Origin of the sequence: Streptomyces sp. NPDC006235 (genome assembly GCF_040613735.1) — a bacterium.
Taxonomy (GTDB): Bacteria; Actinomycetota; Actinomycetes; order Streptomycetales; family Streptomycetaceae; genus Streptomyces.
Window position 1 is genome coordinate 46,685 of sequence record NZ_JBEXSR010000017.1, and the last position, 22,312, is coordinate 68,996.

At 72.3% G+C, this 22,312-nt stretch carries 18 protein-coding genes and 1 pseudogene; 11 read left to right on the top strand and 8 right to left on the bottom strand.

Features of this window, described 5'->3' with window-relative positions; translation table 11 throughout:
- Positions 1 to 120: 120 nt before the first annotated feature.
- Positions 121 to 915 (top strand): SAM-dependent methyltransferase, encoded by a 795-nt coding sequence (locus ABZ192_RS21045; protein WP_356925961.1) that lies wholly within the window; start codon positions 121 to 123, stop codon positions 913 to 915.
- Between the two features lie 87 nt (positions 916 to 1,002).
- On the top strand, positions 1,003 to 1,701 hold the full coding sequence (locus tag ABZ192_RS21050; protein ID WP_356925962.1) for a hypothetical protein: 699 nt from the start codon (positions 1,003 to 1,005) through the stop codon (positions 1,699 to 1,701).
- Here the strand turns inward: ABZ192_RS21050 and ABZ192_RS21055 are convergent.
- Positions 1,655 to 2,881, bottom strand: a complete 1,227-nt coding sequence (locus ABZ192_RS21055; RefSeq protein WP_356925963.1) for an MFS transporter — start codon at positions 2,879 to 2,881, stop codon at positions 1,655 to 1,657. The two genes, ABZ192_RS21050 and ABZ192_RS21055, sit on opposite strands and share 47 nt — an antisense overlap.
- Before the next feature lie 70 nt (positions 2,882 to 2,951).
- Here ABZ192_RS21055 and ABZ192_RS21060 point away from each other — a divergent pair, with 70 nt between their 5' ends.
- The 3 genes from ABZ192_RS21060 (at position 2,952) to ABZ192_RS21070 (ending at position 5,395) form a co-directional block, all read left to right on the top strand.
- Positions 2,952 to 3,938, top strand: coding sequence for an ArsR family transcriptional regulator (locus tag ABZ192_RS21060; RefSeq protein ID WP_356925964.1), 987 nt, complete (start codon positions 2,952 to 2,954; stop codon positions 3,936 to 3,938).
- A gap of 9 nt (positions 3,939 to 3,947) precedes the next feature.
- Entirely contained in the window at positions 3,948 to 4,451 is a 504-nt protein-coding gene (locus ABZ192_RS21065) for a glutathione peroxidase (RefSeq protein ID WP_356925965.1), read from the top strand.
- Between the two features lie 65 nt (positions 4,452 to 4,516).
- The gene (locus ABZ192_RS21070) at positions 4,517 to 5,395 is read left to right on the top strand and encodes a MerR family transcriptional regulator (RefSeq protein ID WP_356925966.1); all 879 of its coding nucleotides are present in this window, start codon (positions 4,517 to 4,519) and stop codon (positions 5,393 to 5,395) included.
- Between the two features lie 106 nt (positions 5,396 to 5,501).
- Here the strand turns inward: ABZ192_RS21070 and ABZ192_RS21075 are convergent, their stop codons facing one another.
- The 3 genes from ABZ192_RS21075 to ABZ192_RS21085 form a co-directional block, all read right to left on the bottom strand.
- A complete protein-coding gene (locus ABZ192_RS21075) occupies positions 5,502 to 5,693 on the bottom strand; it encodes a DUF397 domain-containing protein (RefSeq protein ID WP_086564378.1) in 192 nt (63 codons plus the stop codon).
- A 208-nt stretch (positions 5,694 to 5,901) separates the two neighbouring features.
- On the bottom strand, positions 5,902 to 6,759 hold the full coding sequence (locus tag ABZ192_RS21080; protein WP_307175801.1) for a helix-turn-helix transcriptional regulator: 858 nt from the start codon (positions 6,757 to 6,759) through the stop codon (positions 5,902 to 5,904).
- Positions 6,760 to 6,998: 239 nt separating this feature from the next.
- Complete coding sequence (locus tag ABZ192_RS21085; protein WP_306966089.1) at positions 6,999 to 7,754, bottom strand: GPP34 family phosphoprotein; 756 nt, start codon at positions 7,752 to 7,754, stop codon at positions 6,999 to 7,001.
- A gap of 237 nt (positions 7,755 to 7,991) precedes the next feature.
- Here ABZ192_RS21085 and ABZ192_RS21090 point away from each other — a divergent pair, with 237 nt between their 5' ends.
- Both ABZ192_RS21090 and ABZ192_RS21095 read left to right on the top strand, forming a co-directional pair.
- Positions 7,992 to 10,781, top strand: a complete 2,790-nt coding sequence (locus tag ABZ192_RS21090) for a D-alanyl-D-alanine carboxypeptidase (RefSeq protein ID WP_356926048.1) — start codon at positions 7,992 to 7,994, stop codon at positions 10,779 to 10,781.
- Positions 10,782 to 10,992: 211 nt separating this feature from the next.
- Complete coding sequence (locus tag ABZ192_RS21095; RefSeq protein WP_356925967.1) at positions 10,993 to 12,840, top strand: MFS transporter; 1,848 nt, start codon at positions 10,993 to 10,995, stop codon at positions 12,838 to 12,840.
- Between the two features lie 3 nt (positions 12,841 to 12,843).
- Here the strand turns inward: ABZ192_RS21095 and ABZ192_RS21100 are convergent, their stop codons facing one another.
- Positions 12,844 to 13,683, bottom strand: a complete 840-nt coding sequence (locus ABZ192_RS21100) for a hypothetical protein (protein ID WP_356925968.1) — start codon at positions 13,681 to 13,683, stop codon at positions 12,844 to 12,846.
- Between the two features lie 84 nt (positions 13,684 to 13,767).
- On the opposite strand from ABZ192_RS21100, the gene ABZ192_RS21105 reads away from it, so the two are divergent.
- Both ABZ192_RS21105 and ABZ192_RS21110 read left to right on the top strand, forming a co-directional pair.
- On the top strand, positions 13,768 to 14,553 hold the full coding sequence (locus ABZ192_RS21105; protein WP_356925969.1) for an SDR family oxidoreductase: 786 nt from the start codon (positions 13,768 to 13,770) through the stop codon (positions 14,551 to 14,553).
- A gap of 162 nt (positions 14,554 to 14,715) precedes the next feature.
- Positions 14,716 to 16,287, top strand: coding sequence for a sodium:solute symporter family protein (locus ABZ192_RS21110; protein WP_356925970.1), 1,572 nt, complete (start codon positions 14,716 to 14,718; stop codon positions 16,285 to 16,287).
- A gap of 167 nt (positions 16,288 to 16,454) precedes the next feature.
- On the opposite strand, the pseudogene ABZ192_RS21115 reads toward ABZ192_RS21110, so the two are convergent.
- Positions 16,455 to 16,565: pseudogene (locus tag ABZ192_RS21115) on the bottom strand (GNAT family N-acetyltransferase); the annotation flags it as partial.
- Between the two features lie 238 nt (positions 16,566 to 16,803).
- A complete protein-coding gene (locus tag ABZ192_RS21120; RefSeq protein ID WP_306966081.1) occupies positions 16,804 to 17,919 on the bottom strand; it encodes an ADP-ribosylglycohydrolase family protein in 1,116 nt (371 codons plus the stop codon).
- 259 nt (positions 17,920 to 18,178) lie between these two features.
- On the opposite strand from ABZ192_RS21120, the gene ABZ192_RS21125 reads away from it, so the two are divergent.
- On the top strand, positions 18,179 to 18,844 hold the full coding sequence (locus tag ABZ192_RS21125) for a DUF4097 family beta strand repeat-containing protein (protein WP_356925971.1): 666 nt from the start codon (positions 18,179 to 18,181) through the stop codon (positions 18,842 to 18,844).
- 48 nt (positions 18,845 to 18,892) lie between these two features.
- Entirely contained in the window at positions 18,893 to 19,708 is an 816-nt protein-coding gene (locus tag ABZ192_RS21130; RefSeq protein WP_356925972.1) for an alpha/beta hydrolase, read from the top strand.
- A 51-nt stretch (positions 19,709 to 19,759) separates the two neighbouring features.
- Here ABZ192_RS21130 and ABZ192_RS21135 read toward each other — a convergent pair whose 3' ends face one another.
- Positions 19,760 to 22,267 (bottom strand): tetratricopeptide repeat protein, encoded by a 2,508-nt coding sequence (locus tag ABZ192_RS21135; RefSeq protein WP_356925973.1) that lies wholly within the window; start codon positions 22,265 to 22,267, stop codon positions 19,760 to 19,762.
- Positions 22,268 to 22,312: the final 45 nt, after the last annotated feature.

Below are 22,312 nucleotides of genomic sequence, written 5' to 3' on the forward strand. Positions count from 1 at the left end.
CGCGTGGCCGAAACCCCACGCCGACCCGGTGGCGGGACCGGACACCATCCGTATCCGGCCGGGGAGTTCACCTAGGTTGGTGACCCGGTCCCCCTTCCCCGCCCCCCAGGAGGCCCCGCCGTGCCCGACGACAGCCTGCGTGCCCGTATCGACACGTCCAAGCCGCACTCCGCCCGCTTCTGGAACTACTTCGTCGGCGGCAAGGACAACTACGAGGTCGACCGCGAGATCGGCGACCAGATCAAGTCGATCTTCCCGGGCCTGGTCGACGTGGCGGTCACGAGCCGCCGGTTCCTGGGACGGGCCGTGCGGTACCTGGCCGTGGAGCAGGGGGTGCGGCAGTTCCTGGACGTCGGCACCGGGCTGCCGACCGCCGACAACACGCACGAGGTCGCCCAGCGGGTGGCACCGGACTCCCGGATCGTGTACGTCGACAACGACCCCATCGTGCTGGCCCACGCCCATGCCCTGCTCACCAGCACGCCGGAGGGCAGGACGGCCTATCTGGACGCCGACCTGTACGACCCGGTGGCGGTCCTGAAGGCCGCCGCGGGCACGCTCGACCTGTCCCGGCCGGTCGGTCTGATGATCCTCAACACGCTGGGGCATGTCGCCGACTACGAGCAGGCGCGGGAGCTGGTGCGGCGGCTGATGGCAGGACTGCCGTCCGGCAGCCACCTGGTGATCAGCGACAGCACCGCGACGAGTGAGGGCATGATCGCCGCGTCTCAGGCCTACAACGCGAGCGGGGCCGTGCCGTACTACGTCCGTCCGGTCGCCGAGATCGCCGGGTTCTTCGACGGGCTGGAGCTGGTGGAGCCGGGAGTGGTACGGGTGCCGGAGTGGCGGGCGGAGCCCGCCGATGTCGACGCCGCCGGGGTGGACGCGTACTGCGGCGTGGGCCGCAAGCCGTAGGGGACCTGTAGCGTTTCCGTGCGGCGCCGTGGGGCCGGTCGCGCAGTTCCCCGCGCCCCTGATGATCCCCCACGCGATAATCAGGACATGTCCGCACCACCCCCCGCCCCCGAGCCGGTTCGGCGGCTCGTCGGTGATCTTCTCGCGGCGGGTGAGGCGTACGGCCTCGTCCTCGCGGGCGGGTACGCCGTGCTGGCGCACGGGCTGGTGCGGCGCGGCGGCCGGGACGTGGACCTCGCCACCGAGCACCCCGCCGGGATGGACGGCATCGCCGACACCGTGCGGACGGGCCTGGTGGCGCGCGGCTGGCTCGTGCGAACGCTGGAGAGCGACCTGCTGTCCGCCCAGTTCCTCGTCACCGACGCGGCGACCGCAGAGGAGTACGAGGTCGGCCTCCACAAGGAGGTGCTGTGGCGCCCGCCCGTGACGACCGAGCTCGGGCCGGCCCTCGCGCTCGACGACCTGGTCGGCACCCGCGTGCGGGACCTGGCCGACCGCGGACTCGCCCGCGACCTGGTCGACGTCCACGCCGCCTCCGCCCGCTGGAGCCACCCGGAACTGGAGGAGCTCGGCCGCCGGCACACCCCCGAGCCCTTCGACCTCACCGACCTCCAGGCCCGGCTGACCGGCACGGACTGGCTCGACGACAGCGCGTTCACCGCCCAGGGCCTCGACGCGGAGGCCGTCGCCGGGCTCCGCCGCTGGGCCCAGGAGTGGGCCGACGACATCGCGGAACGGCTCATCGAGGGCGGTGCCCCGGAGGAGAGCACCCCGGACGAGGAGTGAGCCGCGCGGGGACTGGCCCCCGCCGCTCCCGCCGTGCCGCCGCCATCAGTGCCAGCGTCACCCCTGCCGACACCGTCGCCATCGCCGTCATCGCCCCCGCCGGAGAGGTCAGTTGGGCCACCGAGCCCGCCAGTGTCGCCGCCACGCCCTGCATCGTCAGCATGCCGGCCGAGTGCAGGCCCAGGGCGTGGCCCGTCATGGCGTCGGGCGTCAGGGCCACCAGGCGCTCCTGCTGGACCAGGCTCGCCCCGAAGCCGACCGAGGCGAGTGTGACGGCGGCTGCCGCCAGTGGGAGGGGCGGGTGCAGGAGGAAGGGCACGTACGGGGCGGCCAGGAGCAGCAGGAGCGGGAAGCCCAGGCGGGGGCGCAGGCGCGGTGGGACCAGGCGGCCCACCAGGACGTCTCCGGCCAGCATGCCCAGCGCCGCAAAAGCGAACAGGGTGCCGGCGGAGTCGGGGGCGTAGGAGACGTAGAGGGATTCGCAGCCGACGACCAGGCCGTTGGGGATCCACAGGGCCAGATACGCCTGGCGGCGGGGTGCGGACGACCAGAGCAGGGCGTTGGCGCGCCAGGTCGCCGACACCGAGGGCCGGCCGGACGCACGGGGTGGGCGGCTGGTCAGGCCGAGGCGGACGACCGCGGCCGCCAGCAGGTAGAGGGCGGCCGATGCCAGCAGGGAGATCCGCGGGGACAGCAGGGCCACGAGCGCGCCGCCGGTCGCGTATCCGGCGATCTGCATGAGTCCGCTCATCATGTTGAAGACCGAGCGGCCCAGCAGATAGCCGTCCTTGGAGAGGATCTCGTTCAGCAGGCCCCAGCGCACTCCCCCGCCCACCGACTTCGCCAGCCCCATGGCCAGGACGATCGCGAGGAGGGCCCAGATCGGTAAGCCGGGCAGGGCCAGGGCCGCCGTGCCGGCCGCGAAGAGGAGGGGCAGGGCGGTGAGGGCCGCGCGCGGGGGCAGCCGGTCGGCCGCCGAGAGCAGGAGCGTCGCGCCCAGCACCTGCACCAGCGAGGAGCCGAACATGCTCAGCGCGGACAGCAGCGGCGACTCGGTCGCCCGGTAGACCAGGGTGCCCAGCGCCAGTCCGCCCATCGTCTGGGCGACCGTCTGCGCCGACGCGGCCAGGAAGAACGGGGTGAACTCGGGGGTACGGAACAGTTCACGGTAGCTGCGCATGCGGGGAGTCTCCGGCGACCCGGATCGCGTGGTTATTGTTTCGCGCAGGTGCGAAACGTCGGGGGTGCGCGTGGGCTGGTGGCAGATCAACGCCGACACCCTGGCGGCCAGCCGGTTCGTGCTCTCCCCGCTCGCCGAGGCCTTCGCCTGCCTCCAGTTGCTGCACCGGGGCACACCCGCGCACCCGGGCGAGCGGGCCTGGCTGCGCGACCACCTGCCCGGCTACCGGGCCCGGCTGGCCGCCGACCCCGTGACCGCGCTGCTCGTCCGCGCCGGTCTCGGCCGGTCCTGGATCGCCGACTTCCTCACGCCCACCCCGAGAGACCGGGAGACCTTCGAGGAAGGGGTGGCACGAGTGCGGTCGGCCCGCCCCGACGAGGCCCGCGCCCATCTGCGGACCTCCCTCGCCGCCTCGCTTCCCGCCGCCCTGGACCGGGACGACCTCCCCGAGCGCGCGGCCGGCCTGCTGACGTACGTCTGGACCGAGACCGTACGGCCGGACTGGGACCGGCGCCGGCGGGTGCTGGAGGCGGACGTGGTCGCCCGTACCGCGCAGGTGAGCCGGGGCGGCTGGGCGGCGGCGCTGGACGCACTGCGGCCGGGCCGGACCCGGTGGCTCGGTGACAACCGGCTCCAGGTGAATCTGCACGAGTACCCGCCCCGCGAGATCTCCGGCGCCGAGCTCCTGTTCGTGCCGGTGACCCCGAAGACCGGCTGGGTGTCCTGGGAGGAGCCCGACCGGTACGCGGTGATCTACGCGTGCGCGGGCGTGCTCACCGACCCCGGCGGCCGGACCGTGCCGGCGAGCCTCGGCGCGCTGCTCGGGACCGCCCGGGCGGGGGTGCTCGTCCTTCTCGACTCCCCGCTGAGCACCAGCCAGTTGGTCGCCATGACCGGGCAGGGGCTCGGCTCGGTGGGCCGGCATCTGCGGGTGCTGCTGGACGCCGGGCTGGTCGAGCGGCGGCGGGCGGGCCGGTCCGTGCTGTACGCGCGGACGGCGGCGGGGCAGGTGCTGGTGGAGGCCGGAACCGGACGGTCCGGCACCCGCCGGAGCTAGCATCCGCACATGACGACTCACAACGGTTCCTCTCCCCTCGACGTCGAGATCGGTTCTCTCCAGGGCGGTTCCGCCGACCTGTCCCAGTACGCGGGCAAGGCGGTGCTGGTGGTGAACGTGGCCTCCAAGTGCGGCCTGACCCCGCAGTACAACGGGCTGGAGAAGCTCCACGAGCGCTATGCCGAGCGCGGCTTCACCGTCCTCGGCGTGCCCTGCAACCAGTTCCTCGGGCAGGAGCCCGGCAGCGCCGAGGAGATCGCCGAGTTCTGCTCGGCGACGTACGGCGTGACCTTCCCGATGACCGAGAAGGTCGAGGTCAACGGCGAGAACCGGCACCCCCTGTACGAGCGCCTGACCGGCTCCGCCGACGCCGAGGGACACAGCGGGGACATCCGCTGGAACTTCGAGAAGTTCCTGATCGGCCGGGACGGCACGGTCGTCGCCCGCTTCTCCCCGCAGACCGAGCCGGAGTCGGACGAGGTCGTTGCGGCGATCGAGGCGCAGCTGGCCTGACTCCCGTTGACCTTGCCCCTGGGGCAGGGCCGAGCCTCCTCGTCATCGGGCGGAAGAGCCGCCCGATGACGGAGGATGCCGTGGTGGACGTACCGGACCGTGACCTGCTCACCATCGGGGCGTTCGCCGCGCGCGCCCGGCTGTCGGCCAAGGCCCTGCGGCTGTACGACCGGCTGGGGCTGCTGTCCCCGGCGTACGTCGACGAGGCCACCGGCTACCGCTACTACCGCGCCGGCCAGGTCGAACGGGCCCGGCTCGTGGCCCTGCTGCGGCAGCTGGACATGCCGCTCGCCCGGATCGCCGAGGTGGTCGCGGCGGGCGACGGGCCGACGGCGGCCGAGCTGCTCGGCGCGTACTGGGCGGACGTCGAGGCGCGGGTGGCGGGTCAGCGGACGCTCGCCGCGTACCTCCGTGGACGACTGTCGGGGAGGAGCTCCGAGATGTACGGGAAGTTCAAGGTCGAGACGGTGGACGTGCCGGCGCAGGTCGTGATCACCGAGAAGCGGCACACGCTGGCGGACGAGCTGCCCGCGTGGATCGGGGCGTCGCTGGGCCGGCTGGAGGCGGCGGCCCGGGAGTGCGGGGGCGTGGCCGGAGTGCCGTACGTCGCCTACCACGCCGAGGTGTCGATGGAGAGCGACGGCCCCGCCGAGGCGTGCCTGCCGGTCGCCGACGAGACGGCGGCGCGGGCGTGGGCGCGGCGGCACGGGCGGGCCTGGGAGGCGGCGGTGCGGGTGGAGCCGGCCCAGCGGCTGGCGTACACCCGGATCACCAAGGCGCAGGTGGCGCATCCGCAGATCCTGGCCGCGTTCGAAGCGGTGGAGGAGTGGATGGCGGCTCGGGGACTGACCCCGGCCGGCCCGTGCCGGGAGCTGTACTTCGCGGACTGGGAGGCGGCGGGAGCCGAGGATCCGGTGTGCGACGTGGCGTTCCCGGTGAGCTGATCGCCTTCAGGGGCGCGCGGGCACAAGCGGAGCCCTCTCGGCAAGGACGGCGAGGCTGGTCGAGAGGGCTCTTGCGGTGGTGCTTGTGCTGTTGTCGAGCGGTGGCTCAGGCCTTGACCGAGGCCACGAAAGCGCTCCACGCGTCGGCGGGAAACGCCAGCTTGGGACCCTCGGGGACCTTGGTGTCCCCGAGTTCCAGGGCCTCTTCGACGGTCGACCTGACCATCACACAGGCGCCGTTGTTGTTGGTGTAGGAGGACGTCGTCCACGTTTCCGTGGCGCCCAGACGAATTGCCATGTTCGCTCCGTAGCAGTTGCGTTTACGCCAACCCGTGCTGGTGGTTGGCGTGATCGACGCTACTCGCCAACATCCTCGTTCGGAGCAGCCATTCACTCGACTGGATGGCATATTCCAGGGGAGACTTCCAGTCAGGCGTGTCAGGGGTGTAGCATCCCGCACTTTGCCGGACGGAAGGTCCCGCGCCACGCACCTGCGCCACGGACGGTCAGCGCGCGTACTCCTTCGCCCGGCGCTCGATGAGCTGCCGCGACTGGTCCACGTTCAGCGACTGCGCGCGCAGGTGCTCGTACATCACCGTGTACTTCTGCACGTCGAGCGGCTTCTCCAGGTACAGGTCGCTGGTCACGCCCTCGATGTACACCACGCTGGAGTCGGCCGCGTCGGCGAACTCCAGGATGGAGTACTGGCCGTTGATGCCGGCGTGCGCGCCGACCTCGAACGGCAGCACCTGCACGGTGATGTGGGGCAGCTGCGACATCTCGATGAGGTGCTCCAGTTGCTCGCGCATCACCTGCCGGCTCCCCACGGTCCGGTGCAGGGACGCCTCGTCCAGGACCACCCACAGCCGCAGCGGGTCCGTCTCGGCGGTGATACGGCCCTGCCGGCGCAGCCGGACCTCGACGCGCTTGTCGTTGTCCGCCTCCGAGGCCTCGGGCGAGCCGCCCCGGATGATGGCCTCGGCGTACGCACGCGTCTGCAGCAGGCCGGTGATGATCTGGGGTTCGTAGACCCTGAGCGACTCGGCGTCCGTCTCCAGGCCGATGTAGACGCTGTACGGGATGTCCCCGAAGGCATGCCACCAGCCCTGCTGGCGCGAATCCTTGGCCATCTGCATCAGCGAGTCGACGATCCGCTGGTCCTCGACCTCGTAGACCCCGCACAGGTCCCGCACGTCGCGCTGGCTGATGCTGCGCCGGCCGTTCTCCAGCCGGCTGATCTTCGACTGCGACACCAGCAGCCGCTCGGCGACCTCTTCGGCCGTCATGCCCTTGAGCTCACGGAGCCTGCGCAGCTCCTGGCCCAGCCGGCGCCGCCTGACGGTGGGATTGACATTGGACGCCACGGGACGTGCACCTCCGGCTGCGTGCCTCTACTTTGCGTATCTGCTGTTGAGCAGACTGCCACCAAGGTGCTTCCTACCGCTGGGAAACGGTGGATATGCGACGGGTACACGCCAGTTCGGACAGGGCACGCCGAGCGGGGCGGGGAGAGTGTGTGCTCTCCCCGCCCCGCTCGGACAGCGGCTCCCGTGACCGGGTTCTGGGGTGCTGCAGGTGCTGCGTGGTGCTGTGGGTCCGCGGCTCAGTGGGCCACGGCGCGCGCCATGCTCCCGTGGCGCGGCTGCATCGGAACGCCTCGGGCGGGTTCCGCTGCGGACCTGGCTCCGCCGGCGGCCTGACGGCCGGACGGGGCCGGGCTGCGGCGCGGCTGCGCCGCCACGCCGTTCTGGACGTCCATCACGGCGTGCGCGACGAGACCGCCCATGGGGTCGTGCCTGATCAGGTCCCGCAGCCGGGACCGAGAGGAACGCCCCTCGTTGCCCGGGTACAGGTGCTTGCCGAGGCCGACCGCGTGTGCCAGGGCGGCGAGCGCGGCGGTCCGCGGGTCCGGCGGTACGCCGGTGCGGATCGCCGAGTCCAGCCGGGCCCTGATCTCCCGGCTGATCTCCGTGTCCGTCGCCTGGTAGCGGGTCGTCGGCAGCACTCCGCACATCTGGCCCGCCACGGCATGCACCATGCCGCACCGCTCCAGATGCGAGAGGTAGGTCTGGCGGAGCCCGAGACGCGGCCCGCCAATCCAGTTCACTGCCCGCACGGGAGCGCCGCGCCTACGCAGCAACTCCAACGCGCAGTCCAACGTTGGATCTCCTGTCGGCCGTGGTACGACCACGGCGATACGATCCCCGTCTGGGGCTATCCGTCCGGCCAGCGCCAGCTCCACTAGCTGTGCTCCGGCCAGACCGAGGTCGAGCGACTGCGGCTGCGCAGTGGTACCCGTGGTCGGGTCCAATGCCAGCAACAGAAGCTCCTCCGGAAGTGTTCTGCGGCTCCTGCCCATCCATGCCTCCCCGCGTGGATGAATGACAGGGTGACCCCTCTCACATTGGTCTGTCGAGGGTGCGTGACCGGTTCGTAGTGGAACCAGTAGGTATGTCGTTCTCGTCTACCGGGTGGGTTCAGTGCGCGCACAGGACACTGGTACATGGTTCGGACAGCGCCGGGGAGCGGTGTCACGGGCGGCGGTTCACGGTTCGGTACGCGCACGCGGGGAGTGCGGCGCGAGGAGGAGGCATCGGTGGCGGGCGAGTCCCCCGACAGGTCGAAGCAGCGCGAGTCGTCGGCAGAACCGACGTCGGGGAGCGCGAGTCCGGTTCCCGAGGCCAGGAGCGAGGCCCCACCCAAGCGCGATCCGCGCCTCGCGGTGGCCCGGGACACGGAGAGGTCCACGAAGCGCGGCGGCGCCGACACGGCGACCCGAGTGCTCTCCACCCGCACGGCGGACAAGCCGACGGAGTCCCCGGACGCGGAGCGAGCGGCTGACGCCGAGCGGGACGAGGACGACGCGGGCACCGAGGCGACGCCGACTGACGCCGAGCAGGACACCGGCGACACGGACGCCGCGGACGCCGAGCCGGACACCGATGACGCGGACGCCGCGGCCACGTCGGCTGACACGGAACAGGGTGTGAGTGGCGCGGGCATCGAGCGGGGCTCGGGCCAGGAGGACTCGGGGGCGGACGCCGGGCCGGACGACGGCGACGCCGAGCGGGACGAGAGCGACGCGGGCGTCGAGGGGACCGTGGCTGAGGCCGAGCGAGGCGCGGACGAGGCGGACTCGGCGAAGGATGCCGAGCAGGACGCGGACGAAGCGGACTCGGTGACGGACTCCGAGCAGGGCTCCGGTGACGCGGATGCCGATGGCACGGCTGACGCCGAGCAGGACGCGGACGAAACGGACCGGGCGGCTGACGCCGAGCCGGAGGCCGGCGACGCGGACGCCGCGGACACCGCTGACGCCGAGCAGGAGGCGGACGAGGCGGACCCGGTGGCTGACGCCGAGCCGGGTGAGAGTGACGCCGGTGCCGCAGGCTCGGCGGACGGCGCGTCCCAGGAGCAGGAGAAGGGCTCCGGCTCCGGTGAACGCGGGGACGACGCCGCCGCCAGTGACGGGCGGCTGCGGGACGCCGTGGCCGCGTGGGTCGCTACGGCCGACCAGGACGAGGAGCCTGCGGCGGCCGAGGAGGCCGACAAGGACGCCGACAAGAGCTCTGAGGACGGCCAGGAGGCGACTGAGAGGGCGGAAGAGGCCGCAGAGGCCGACACGGACGCCCGGAAGCCTGAGAAGCCTGCTGAGGCCGACGCGGACGCCCGGGAGGACCGAGAGGCGGAAGACGCCGACGAGTCGGAGGCGGACCGTTCCGCCACCGGCGGCACGGGCGATTCCGACGCCGCCTCAGAGTCGGACGACTCGGACACCGACAAGGGCGACGCCGCACCCCCCGTCGACCAGCCCACCGCCGTCTTCAAGGCCGTGCGGCCCCCGGTCGATCAGCCCACCACCATGCTCAAACTCGGCGGTGCCACCAAGGACGCGCCCGAGAAGGAAGCCGAGCGGACCAGCAAGTTCGTCGCGCTCAAGCCGCTGGACGACCCGTCGACGCGGAAGCCGGCGTCCGGCGCACAGTCCGGGCAGGCCGCCCCGGCCGGACAGGCCACCCCGCCTGCCCCCAACCCCGCCCCCGCCGACGCCACCGCCCCCGTGCCCACCGTCGGCCCCGAGCGGACCACCCAGCAGCCCCTGCCGCCCCGGCCGCCGCTGGATCTGCTGGCCGAGCTGACGAACACCCCGCCGCCGCCGGACACCCCGCTGCGGACGGCCGTGCGGCGGGTGAAGATCTGGACGCCGCTGGTGCTGCTGCTGGTGGTCCTCATCGGCGTCGCGCAGAGCGTGCGCCCGCTGCCGGCGCCCACCCTGGACCTCACCGCCGAGGAGAGCTACACCTTCGAGGGCGGCAAGGTCGACATTCCCTGGCCCGCCAAGGGCCAGGCCGCGCTGGACGTGCAGGGCATCGGCTCGTTCGGGTCGTCCGGCGAGCAGAAGCCCGTGCCGATCGCGAGCGTCGCCAAGGTCATGACCGCCTATGTGATCCTGCGCGACCACCCGCTCAAGAGCGGCGAGGACGGGCCGAAGATCGAGATCGACCAGGCCGCCGAGGACCAGTCCGACGCCGGCCAGGAGTCCACCGTCGACGTCACCAAGGGCGACAAGATCAGCCAGCGGGAGGCCCTGGAGAGCATCCTGATCGCTTCCGCGAACAACGTGGCGCGACTGCTCGCCCGCTGGGACGCGGGGTCCGAGAAGGCGTTCGTGGGCAAGATGAACGACGCCGCCGAGGACCTCGGCATGAAGAACACGACGTACACCGACCCGTCAGGCCTGAACAACACCACCGTGTCCACGGCCGTGGACCAGGTGAAGCTCGGCAAGGCGGCCATGGAGCAGCCCGCCTTCCGCGAGGTGGCCGCGATGATGTCGTACGTCGACTACAAGGGCACCAAGCACGACAACTGGAACCGCCTGGTCGGCTACAACGACGTCACCGGCATCAAGACCGGCACCACCACCTCGGCGCTCGGCAACCTCGTCTTCTCGGCGAGGAAGGACGTCGGCGGCGAGACCCGCCGGATCGTCGGCGCCGTGGTGCGCCAGCCCGCCGGCGGCCCGGACAACACCATCCTGGGTGCCGCGCTGTACGAGGGCGACAAGCTGATCAAGGCCGCGCAGGGCGCGCTGGAGTCGGCGACGATCCTGAAGAAGGGCACGGTCGTCGGGTACGCGGACGACGGTCTCGGCGGCCGTACGCCGGTCGCCGTCACCGAGGACGTCACGGCCGTCGGCTGGGCGGGCCTGTCGGTCAAGCTGACGTTCGCCGCGGACGAGCTGCCGCACACGGCGAAGGCCGGCACGAAGGTGGGCACGCTCACCGTCGGTGACGGCAGCGCCAACGCGGTCAAGGTTCCGGTCGCTCTCCAGAAGGACCTCGTGGAGCCGGGCTTCGCGGACAAGCTCACCCGCCTCGGCTGAGAGCCGGGCCGGCTCGCCGGCCCACAGCACCGCACCCCGCCGGTAACGGCCCGTCCGGGCGCCGCCCGGCGGGGTGCGTGCTAGCGTCGCGAACCGGGCAGGCCGCCGCCCGCGGCGGCGCGGCCGTGGACCGCTGACCGACGGGACACGGCCGGCGGGACCGGTATGAGAAGACGAGAACAGAAGACGGGACAACGGGGAGTGCCTTCGAGTGGCCACTGCGGAGCCGACACGCGCCGACGACGCCGATCCGGGCCCGGTATCCGCCGGCCCGCGAATACCCCTGCCCGCAGCCGGGGAAAGCGGCAGCCGGGACGGCCGTGAGAACCGGCTGCACACCCTCGTACTGACGCTGCGTGAGCGCATGCTGCGCCACCCGGTCCTGTCCGTCACGGGGCTCGCCGGACTGCTCCACGTCCTCTGGTTCTTCACGTTCGCGAACAGCGGCGGCGATCTGGCCGCGCAGGACGCCTGGGCCGAGTTCGTCGGCCGGCACCCGGACTCGGCGTACAACCTCGCCTGGTACGGCGGGATGCACCCGGTGTCGTACAGCGTGGTGTCGCCGTATCTGATGTCGGTGCTCGGCGTGCGGACGACGATGATGATCGCGGGGACGGTCTCGGCGGGGCTGCTGACCCTGCTGCTCCTGCGCAGCCGGTCCGTCCGCAACCCCCTGTGGGCGTCCCTGGCGGGCGTGTTCGGGCTGTTCTGCAACGCGGTGTCCGGGCGGGTGACGTTCGGTCTGGGCATGATGTTCGCGCTCGGCGCGGTCGCGGTCGTGTTCTGCTGGCCGTACCGGTGGCGGTACAAGCGCTGGGCGAAGGCCCTGTCCGCGGCACCCCTGGCCGCGCTGGCCACCATGGCGTCGCCGGTCGCGGGCCTGTTCGTGGGCCTGGTCGCGGTGGCGTTGTTCCTCCAGAAGCGGCGGCCGGGCGCGTGGGCGCTGGGGCTGGCGCCGAGTGCGGTGGTGGGGGTGTCGGCGTGGCTGTTCCCGTTCTCGGGGACGCAGCCGATGACGATCGGCTCGGTGCTGCTGCCGCTCGCATTCTCGGTCCTCGTCTTCCTCCTGGTGCCGCAGGACTGGAAGACGGTCCGGCTGACGGCCGCGGTGTACGGGCTGGGCGTCGTGCTGGTGTGGCTGGTCAGCTCCCAGATCGGTTCGAACATCACGCGGCTGGCGATGCTGTTCGCCGGGGTGGCGCTGGTCGCCGCGCTGCCGTTCACGGTGCCGCGGAGCCGCAAGTGGTACGCGGCCGTCGTCGCGCTCGTCGGTTTCGCCGTGTGGATCGGCTTCAAGACGGTCGACGACATCGTGCACACGGCCCCGGCGGCGTCCTGGTCGCGGGAGCTGGCGCCGCTGGTGAACGAGTTGCAGGAGGTCGGCGCCGAGAAGGGCCGCGTGGAGGTCGTCCCCGCCCGCTCCCACCGCGAGGCCTCCGCCCTCGCCCCGTACGTCAACCTGGCCCGCGGCTGGAACCGGCAGGCCGACATGGAGCGCAACCCCCTCTTCTACGACGACACGCTCAACTCGGCGAACTACCACGAGTGGCTGAAGCGCTGGGCGGTCCACTACGTGGTGCTGCCGAAGGACGAGCCGGACGGTGACGGGGGTCAGCGGGAGCGGGCCCTGGTGCGGCGCGGGCTGCCGTATCTGACCCAGGTCTGGGGCGATGCCAACTGGCAGCTGTTCAAGGTGACCGCCCCGACGCCCCTCGCCGAGCCGAACGCCGTCGTCGACCGGGCCGAGCAGGGCGAGATGATCCTCCGGGTGAAGAAGCCGGGCCGCGTCCTGGTCCGCATCCCGTACTCCCCCTGGCTGAGCATCGTCGACGCGGAGGGCAAGAGCCTGAAGCCGCCCCAGGAGACGCGGGCCTCCAGGGAGCGCCCCGAGGACGAGCCGAAGACGTACGTCAACGTCAACGGCTGCCTGACGGAGACCGAGGAGGACGCCCAGGGCGACAAGTGGACGGAGCTGCTGGCCCCCAAGGCGGGCACGTACCGCCTGGCGGCCCCGTACCAGCTGCCCAGGGGGACGCCCTGCCCGGAGGAACTGCGCTGACCCTCAGCGGAGCCGGTCCACGTGGGTGTCGGTGCCCGGCACGGTCGGGATGAACGGCGCCACCAGCTCCACTCTCCCCAGCCCCGACTCGGCCACCGCCGCGTCCAGGCCCGTGAAATGGGGGTCCCAGCACTCCCTGGGGTCCGTCTGGAGGAACCACAGCAGGGTCAGCCGGGTGTCGACGCCCTCGACCTGCTTGACGTAGGTCATGCGGTCGCCTGGCAGCGGGGTCGGGCGGAAGACGGTCACCAGCGCCGCCGGGGAGCCGGTGAGCCGCTTGGGCAGGTGGCGGGAGCGCAGCCACTCCAGCAGTTGCGGGCGCTGTTCGGGGGCGCCGGCCTCGACGACCTGGAGGACCAGGCCGGTGTAGGGGTGGTCGAGGGCGTGGACGTCGCGCGGGCCGGCCGCCCCGTCCCGGTAGACCGTCGCCTCGTGGTCCTGGAAGGCGGTGAGGACGTGGGTACGGTCGTGGTAGACGCGGCCGTCGCGGTTGAGGCGCTTGTTGATGGCGACCGTCCAGCGCATGTGGTCGTCGTAGCGGCCGGCGGTGATCCAGTACGTGGAGAGGTAGCAGCCCGTGGTGACGGGCTGTGCGATCGCCGACTTCTCGGGGTAGCGCAGGAGTTGCAGGTCGCGGGTGGCCACCCAGCGGCGGCCGGCGTACATCCAGGGCATGGCCATCGCGCCGGCGTAGTAGTGGTCGTCCTCGTACCAGCGGTTGTAGGCGTACTCATGGCCCGGGTGCGGTTCGACCATGGTGATCAGGGCGTGGCCGGGGTGGGTGCCGTAGGGGCCGACGGCGGCCAGTTCGGCGTACAGCTCGCTGCGGGTGTCGTCGCTCATGCCCTTCCCCTCTGTTGGCGGCTGGCTCATACTCTGACGCTCCGTCAGATAATGCGCCAGGTTCCGGGTTCCGGGGAGGCTTCGATGTCACTGCTCGCGGGGAAGACGGTCGTCGTGTCGGGGGTCGGGGCCGGGCTGGGGCGGCAGGTGGCGGCTGCCGTCGTGCGGGACGGCGGGCGGGCCGCGCTCGGGGCCCGTACGGAGGCGAATCTGGCGAAGACGGCGGCCGAGTTCGATCCGGACGGGTCGCGCACGGCGTACCGGGCGACCGACATCACCGACGAGGCGCAGTGCGAGGCGCTGGCGGGGCTGGCGCAGGAGCGGTTCGGGCGGATCGACGCGGTGGTGCACGTGGCCGCGCTGGACGGCCACTTCGGTGGCCTGGAGGACGCGGACTTCGAGGCCTGGCGCTCGGTCCTGGACGTGAACCTGCTGGGCACGCTGCGGATGACCCGGGCCTGCCTGCCGTCGCTCAGACAAGGCGGCGGGGCCGTCGTGTTCATCGGGACGCAGTCGGCGGTGGCGGCTCCGTCGCAGGTGCGGCAGGCGGCGTACGCGGCGTCGAAGGGGGCGCTGACGAGCGCGATGTACTCGCTGGCGCGGGAGCTGGGGCCGTACCGGATCCGGGTCAACACCGTGCTGCCGGGCTGGATGTGGGGACCGCCGGTGCAGGCGTACGTGCGGTTCGCCGCCGGTTCGCAGGGCGTGTCGGAGGCGGAGGTGCTGGGCAGGCTGACGGATCGGATGGCACTGCCGGAGCTGGCGACGGATGCGGACGTGGCGGACGCGGCGGTGTTCCTGGCCTCGGACCGGGCTCGGGCGATCACGGGCCAGTCATTGCTGGTGAACGCGGGTGAGCTGATGCACTGAGGGTGATTTCCGGCCACGCGACGTAGTTCACGTACATAAACGCAAGTCATCTCACCGAACTTTTTTACGGTCTCTTGACCTTCCTCTTCCTTGCCGTGCGCACGTCACCGAACCCAGAGTTCACATGCCTGACCCTGGCGGCGCACCCGTGGAAGGGGACTCATGAACGGTCTCGACTGGGCCGTGCTCATCGGCTACTTCGCCGTGATGGTCGCGATCGGCGTCTGGTCGCACAAACGCGTGGACAACGTCAGCGACTTCTTCACCGCCGGCGGCAAGATGCCGTGGTGGCTCTCCGGCATCTCGCACCACATGTCGGGCTACAGCGCGGTGATGTTCACCGGGTACGCGGGCATCGCCTACACCTACGGCGTCACGTCCTTCGTCACCTGGTCCTTCCCGATCGCCCTCGGCATCGCCATCGGGTCGAAGCTGTTCGCCCCGCGCATCAACCGGCTCCGCTCCCGGCTCCATGTGGCCTCCCCGCTGGAGTACCTGAAGAACCGGTACGACCTGAAGACGCAGCAGGCGCTGGCCTGGTCCGGCATGCTGCTGAAGATCGTGGACGTGGGCGCGAAGTGGGCGGCGATCGCGACGCTGCTGTCCGTCTTCACGGGGATCTCCCTCAACCAGGGCATCCTCATCACCGGCGGCATCACGGCGGTCTACTGCACGATCGGCGGCCTGTGGGCGGACGCGCTGACCGAACTCGGCCAGTTCATCATCCAGTTGCTGGCCGGCGTCGCGATGTTCGTGGCGGTGTTCGTACGCCTCGACGACCACGGCGGCTTCTTCGGCGTCTGGGACTCCCCCGAGCTCCAGGGCCACGAGAAACCGCTGGTCGGCCCGTACGGCACGGTGTTCCTGCTCGCCTTCCTCTTCATCAAGCTCTTCGAGTACAACGGCGGCATGCTCAACCAGGCCCAGCGCTACATGGCCACCCCGAACGCCAAGGAGGCCGAGCGGTCGGCCCGGCTGTCGGCGATCCTCTGGCTGGTCTGGCCGCTGGTGCTGTTCTTCCCCATGTGGATGTCCCCGCTGCTGGTCGAGTCGCAGAAGGCCGACGGCTCCGACTCCTACGCCCTGATGACCGAACAGCTCCTCCCCCACGGCCTGTTGGGCCTGGTCATCGTCGGCTTCTTCTCGCACACCATGGCCATGTGCTCCTCGGACGCCAACGCCATCGCGGCCGTCTTCACCCGGGACTGCGCGCCGGTGATCTGGGCACGGGCCCGGGCCTGGAACCAGAGCCAGGGGCTGCGGGTCGCCCGGGTCGCGACGGTCGTCTTCCTCGGCCTGTCCATGGCGGCGGCGACCCAGGTCAACTCCCCCGCGTTCAAGGACATCATCACGGTCGTCATCAAGTGGGTGGCCGGTCTGATGGGCCCGATGGCGATCCCGATGATGCTCGGCCTGCTGCGGGCGTTCCGCCGCTCCGGCCCGACGGCGGCCCTCGTCAGCTGGTCGATGGGCCTGCTCGCCTTCTGGCTCGTGAACTACCCGATCCACTGGAACGTCGAGGGCGGTGTGCCGCTGCAGTACCAGGTGTCGATCCCGCTGGCGGTGTCGCTGGTCCTCTACATCCTCGTCGGCTACATCAAGCCGGAGGACACCCCGGAGCGGCTGGCGCTCATCGAGAAGATCAACACGGACGGCGACGGAGCGGCCTCGGCCGCGATCCCGACGCCGGCCGGGGCGGCGGACGGCGTCGTGGGGGCGGCGCGCAAGGAGTAGCGCGGAGTAGTACGCCGGGAGGGGCGGCCGTCCTGCGGGGCGGTCGCCCTGCGGCGCAAGCGCTGACGGTTCGGCTGTGGGGAGCTGCGGGTCCGTCGTGGCTGGTCGGGCAGTTCCCCGCGCCCCTGGTGAAGAGGCGCTTCGCGCCCTTCACGATGCCCCGGCCGGCGCGGGTGCGGCGGACGCGCCGGGCCGCGCGCGTCCAGCACCACCGTGGCCGCCAGCGTCCCGTCCCGCTCGTCCACGGCGACCAGGAGCGTGGGCCGTGGCGGCAGGACGCGCGGCGCGGTCGCCCTGCCGCGCGGGCCGTCCAGCCGGGGGGTCCTGCACCTGGGTCGTCCAGCGGCGGGCATCCGGTGGGGGCCATCCGGCGGGGGCCGTCCGATAGTGGGCCGTCCTGCGGTTCACGCCCGGGGGTGGCCCAGGTTCACGCCCGGGGGCCCAGGTTTACGCCCGGGGGCCCAGGTTTACGCCCGGGGAGTGGCCCCGGTTTACGCCCGGGGGGTTGGCCCAGGTTCACGCCCGGGGATACCGCGCCAGCCAGCCCGGGGAGGCGCCCGCCGGGCTGTGCAGGGCCGGGCCCTGGGTCATCTCCATGGCGAAGTCGTCGGCCAGCTCCAGCATCGTGGGGCGGCCCTCCAGCTCGGCCAGCCAGGCCGGGGGGAGGGCCGTCTCGCCGTGCAGGGCGCCGAGCAGCGCGCCCGTCAGCGCGCCGGTGGCGGCGGAGGGGCCGTCGTGGTTCACGGCGAGGGTCAGTCCGTGCCGGACGTCGGCGGCGACGAGGGCGCAGTACACGGCGGCACCGACGAGGCTCTCCGCCGTCCCGGCCCCGCACAGCTCCGCCACGCGCTCCGGCCCGGGCAGCCCCTGCCGTACGGCACCCAGCGCGTGCTGGAGCGCGTCCGACACGGGCTGGTGCCCGGGCCGGGCGGCCAGCAGCGCGAAGCCCCGCTGCACCGCGCCGTCGAGACTCTCCCCGAGGGCGAGCGCGTGCACGATCACGGCGTACGCGCCCGCCGCGAGATACGCCGTCGGATGACCGTGGGTCTGCGCCGCGCACTCCACCGCGAGCTGGACGACGAGCTGCGGCTCCCAGCCCACGAGCAGCCCGAACGGGGCGGACCGGGCGGCGGCCTCGGGCCCGAGCTCACCGGGGTTCTTGGGCGCCTCGGGCGTCCCCATGGTCGCGTCGGCGAGCCCGAGGAGCAGCGCCTTGCTCGGGTCCCTGCGCGCGTACAGCCACTCCTCCCGCGCGAGCCACCCGTCGTCCTTGCGCCGCAGGTCGGGCCCCCAGTCCCGCTGGGTTGCGGCCCAGCGCAGGTAGGCCCGGTGCAGGTCGGTGGGCGGATGCCAGGCGCCGGTGTCCCGCCGCACCTGGGCGCGGATCAGCCCGTCCACGGAGAAGAGGGTGAGCTGGGTGAGATGGGTGACGGCGCCGCGTCTGCCGTAGGCGGGGGCCAGATCGACCAGCCCCTCCGCCCCGTACGCCTCCCTGATCCCGTCGATGCCCAGCCCGTCCACGGGCGCGCCCAGCGCGTCCCCGACGGCCAGCCCGAGCAACGTGCCGCGCACCCGGCTGCGAAAGTCCTGCTGCTCCGTACGCCCCCAGACGGCACCGGCAGTCGCACCCACCTTGACCTCCCAGGGACCGTCCATACGTACGACGACAGCACTGTAATCGAACGGGGACGGCGGGCCGCCCGCAGTGCATTCAGTTTCGATCTATTGCAACGCACCTTCTCGGATTGTTGCTTTCTCTTTGACTCGTTGCAACGATTCTGCGCCTCTCACCTGCATCTACGATGGCAATACGCAACGAACATGTTGCCTATTCTGCGAACGCAACGTAGCTTTTCTGTTGTCGGAAACGACAAACCCAGAGGAGATCACGATGCAGAAGTTCGCCACTCCCGCCCCGGTCACCGCCGTCCTTGACATCCCCGCCGGACGTGTCCAGTTCATCGCCGCGGACCGTGCCGACACCACCGTCGAGGTGCTGCCCGCCGACGCTTCCAAGAGCCGGGACACCAAGGCCGCCGAGCAGACCGCCGTCACCTACGCCGACGGTGTCCTGCGGATCAGGGCCTCGGCCACCACCGGCCGGCTCCTCGGCCCTTCCGGGGCCGTGGAGGTCACGGTCCGGCTGCCCGCGGGCTCCCGCGTCGAGGCCAGGGCCGACAGCGCCGAGCTGCGCGGCGTCGGGCGGCTCGGCGACATCGTCTTCGAGGGCGCGTACCGCAGCATCAAGATCGACGAGGCTGCGAGCGTCCGGCTCACCGCGAGCGACGGCGACGTCGAGGTGGGCCGGCTGGGCGGCCCCGCGGAGATCAGCACCGCGAGGGGCGACATCCGGATCGCCGAGGCCCTGGGCGGCACGGTCGTGCTGCGCACGCAGTCCGGTGACATCTCGGTCGTCGCCGCCGCCGGCGTCTCGGCCGCCCTGGACGCGGACACCGGCTACGGCCGTGTCAGCAACTCCCTCAAGAACGACGGCAGCACCGCACTCGACATCCGCGCCACCACCTCGCACGGCGACATCGCCGCGCGCAGCCTCTGAACCGACAGCGCCAGAACTGTCCGGCCGAGCCCATCACCAGGGGGAAACATGACGAAGAACAGCACGTCCGCGACCGGTTCGACCTGGACCGGCATGGTGCCGGTCGACGACACGGCCCTGGCCGTCACCGACACCGGCGGGCCCGGGATCCCGGTGGTCTACCTCAACGGCCAGTTCGCCACCCAGGGGTACTGGCGGCGGGTCATCTCCGAACTGGGGTCGGAGTGGCGGCACATCACCTACGACGAGCGGGCCCGCGGCAAGTCGAAGCGGTCGGCGGACTATTCCTTCGAGGCCGCCGTCCGCGATGTCGACGCCGTTCTCGCGGCCCGGGGTGTGGACCGGGCGCTGGTGGTCGGCTGGTCCTACGGGGCGGTCGTCGCGGCGCACTGGGCCCACCGGAATCCGGAGCGTGCCGTGGGGGCGGTCCTGGTCGACGGCGCCTTCCCGTACGACTGGCTGGACGAGGCCATGGAGCAGCGGATCCGTAAGCTGTTCCGGCGGCTGGGCTGGTTCATGCCGCTGCTGCGCCCGACGGGCCTGACCCCGCGGATGACGGCCGCGCAGCAGGCCGAGAGCAACATCGAGCTCGGCAGGCTGTCGCGGGAGCGGGAGCTGGGTCCCGTGCTGGGCGGCATCACCGTCCCGGTGCGGTACGTGATCGCCTCGGGGACGTCCTTCGGCAGCCGCGGCGACGAGCAGGAACGGATCCGCACCGGCCTCGACGCGGCGACGGCCCAGAACCCGAACATCCGGATCGCCGCGAAGGTCGCCAGCAACCATGGCGCGATCCTCAAGAAGGACTTCCGGGCCATCGCCGATGCCACCCGCGAGGTCGCCGCCCTCGACGGCGCAGGGCGCTGAGGACCCGCCGCCCGGCTTCCGATTCCGGTGGGCCCGTACGTCGTACGCCGTTCACCCGGCGAGGACCGGCCCCAGCACCGCACGGTCGGCGTCCGGAAGGCGTTCCAGCGCACCGGAGTCCCGTTCACGGACCGTCTCCACATCGGTCCGGGCCTCCTCGATCCGCCCCATGAGCGCGTGCAGCACCGCACGGCGGCACAACGCCCAGACATATCCGGGCCGGAGTTCCACCGCCCGGTCCAGGTCGGCGAGGGCCTCCGTGTGGCGGCCGAGGTGGGCGAGGGACGCGCCCCGGCTCGCGTACGCCGAGGCGTAGGCGGGGTCCAGGGACAGCGCACGGTCGAAGTCGGCGACGGCCTCCTCGTCGCGGCCCTGGGCGCGCAGCGCGTCGCCGCGTTCGCAACGGGCCCAGGGCCAGTCGGGGCTCAGGGCGAGGGCGTGGTCGAGGTCGGCAAGCTGGCGTCGGGGGTCGCCCAGGGCGCGCCAGACCCGGGCGCGGCGGGCGAGCGCCCAGGCGTAGTCCGGCTTGAGGTCCAGGGCCCGGCCCAGGTCGCGGAGGGCGGCGTCCAGGTCTCCGCGGCGTTCGTGCGTGGCTCCCCGGGACGCCCAGGCGAACTCGTTGGCGGCATCCAGGCGGATCGCTTCGCTCAGGTCCCGGAGGGCTTCGGCGTCGTGCCGGGCGAGCCGGTGGTGCTCGCCGCGCAGGGCGACGTACCAGGAGTTGTGCGGCTCCAGCGCCACGGCCCGGTCCAGGTCGGCGATCGCGGCCTCGTCGTCGCCCAGCTCCCTGCGGATTCCGGCCCGGTGACGGTAGGCGACGGCCAGTTCCGGATCCAGGGCGACGGCCCGGTCGTACTCGGCGAGGGCCTGCGGGTACGCGGCCCGGCCGCGCAGCTCGTCGCCCCGTACGGCCCGGGCCCGGGCCTGAGTGGGCGCGTCGAGCACCGCGCGGCGCAGGAGCAGGTCGAGTGCGGTGAGGATGCCCTCCGCGTCGAGGGCCGCGGTCAGTTCGGTGCCCCACTCGGCCACCGCCGCCGTGTCCGCGTCCTGTCCGGCGTCGACCAGCACCCGCGCCCACTGCCCGGCCGCGCCCGCACCGGCGTCGCAGGCGTGGACGAAGTCCCGTAGCGCCTGCGGCAGCGCGTCCCGCTCACCGGCGCAGAGGAGGTGGTACACCTCGGCCAGGCGCAGGTTCCGCCACGTCTCGTCGGCCCACGGCTCGGCCCCGCCGGCCTCGGTCTCCTCCCGCCAGCCGCCGAACGTCCGCGCCAGGTGCCGCTGTCGTTCGGCCCACCCGCGCGGCGACCGGCTGCGCTGCGCGCGCAGCATCGGTGCACGTACGACGTCGTGGTAGCGCAGGCGTCCCCCGCCGCGCTCGCCGACGAACGGCATGCCCCGCAACCACCCGTAGAGGGACTCCAGTTGGCCCTGAGGGCAGTCGGTGACCACCCGGAACACGTCCTCGTCCAGCCATCTCGGCAGCGCGCAGGCCAGTGCGGCCGCCCGTCGTGCCGGGTCCCGCTCCCACCGCAGGAAGCGTTCCACCGCCGTGGCGCTCGGGTCGCCCACGTCGTCCGGGTCGGCGGGGCGGGATTCGGCGAGGGTGGAGACCAGGACGGGGAGGCCGCCGGTGAGGCGCAGCACCTCCTCGACGACCGGTTCGGCGGTCACGCCCTTGGCGGCGAGCAGTCCGCGTGCCTCCGTCTCGGTGAAGGGGGACAGCGCGACGTCCGTCACGAAGTCCGTCAGACCGCCCCACAGGGCCGTGTCCAGGGGGCGCTGGCCCGCCGTGACCACGACGGTCGTGGCCGGCATGGCGCCGTAGCGGTCGGTGACCATCGTCTGGTGCAGCCAGTGGTCCAGGTAGGGGGCCGTCCGCTCGTAGGTGTCGAGGAAGAGGGCGATCCAGGGAGCCGAGGCGGCGGCCTCCGTGAGCTCGCGCAGGAGCACCGGTGTGAGCACCTGCTCCGGGGCGAGGACCAGCCGCACGTCCTCGTGGTCGCGGAAGCGGGCCAGCACGCTCTCCCGGAACCGGTCGACTCCGCCCGCGAGTTCCTCGGCGTCGAGCAGGCCCGCGAGTGGGCCGACCACCGGGACCATCCCCAGCGCGACCGTCCCGGCCCGGGCCACGATCCTGCCGCTCGCCGTGGGGCCCGCGTCCTCGGCCTGCGCGTCCAGGGCGGCGAGCGCGGCCAGTTCCGCCTCGTGTCTGCGTTCGTCGTGGGCGGCGAGCATGCGGTCGAGTTCCTTCAACCGGCGGCCCTGCGCGGTGAACTGGCGGCTGATCTCCGCCATCACCTCCGGCACGCCGCCGGCGCTGTCGTCCACGTACGCGGTCAGCGCGCCCTGTTCGCGGGCGATCTGTTCCAACTCCCGCAGGAGGAAGGTCTTTCCGACGCCCGCGTTGCCGTGGACGTGGAAGCGGAAGCGGTGGCGTTCGTCCTGCGCAGGAGTGCCGAAGTTCGCGCGGAACAGGGCCCGTTCGGCGGCCCGGCCGACGAAACCGGCCCGGGTCCGCTGCCGTATCAGGTCCTGCATCGAAGGCCTGGCCTGCGCCATCCGTACGTCCCCTCGCCTCGCCCGTCCGGCTTCCGCCGTCATTGT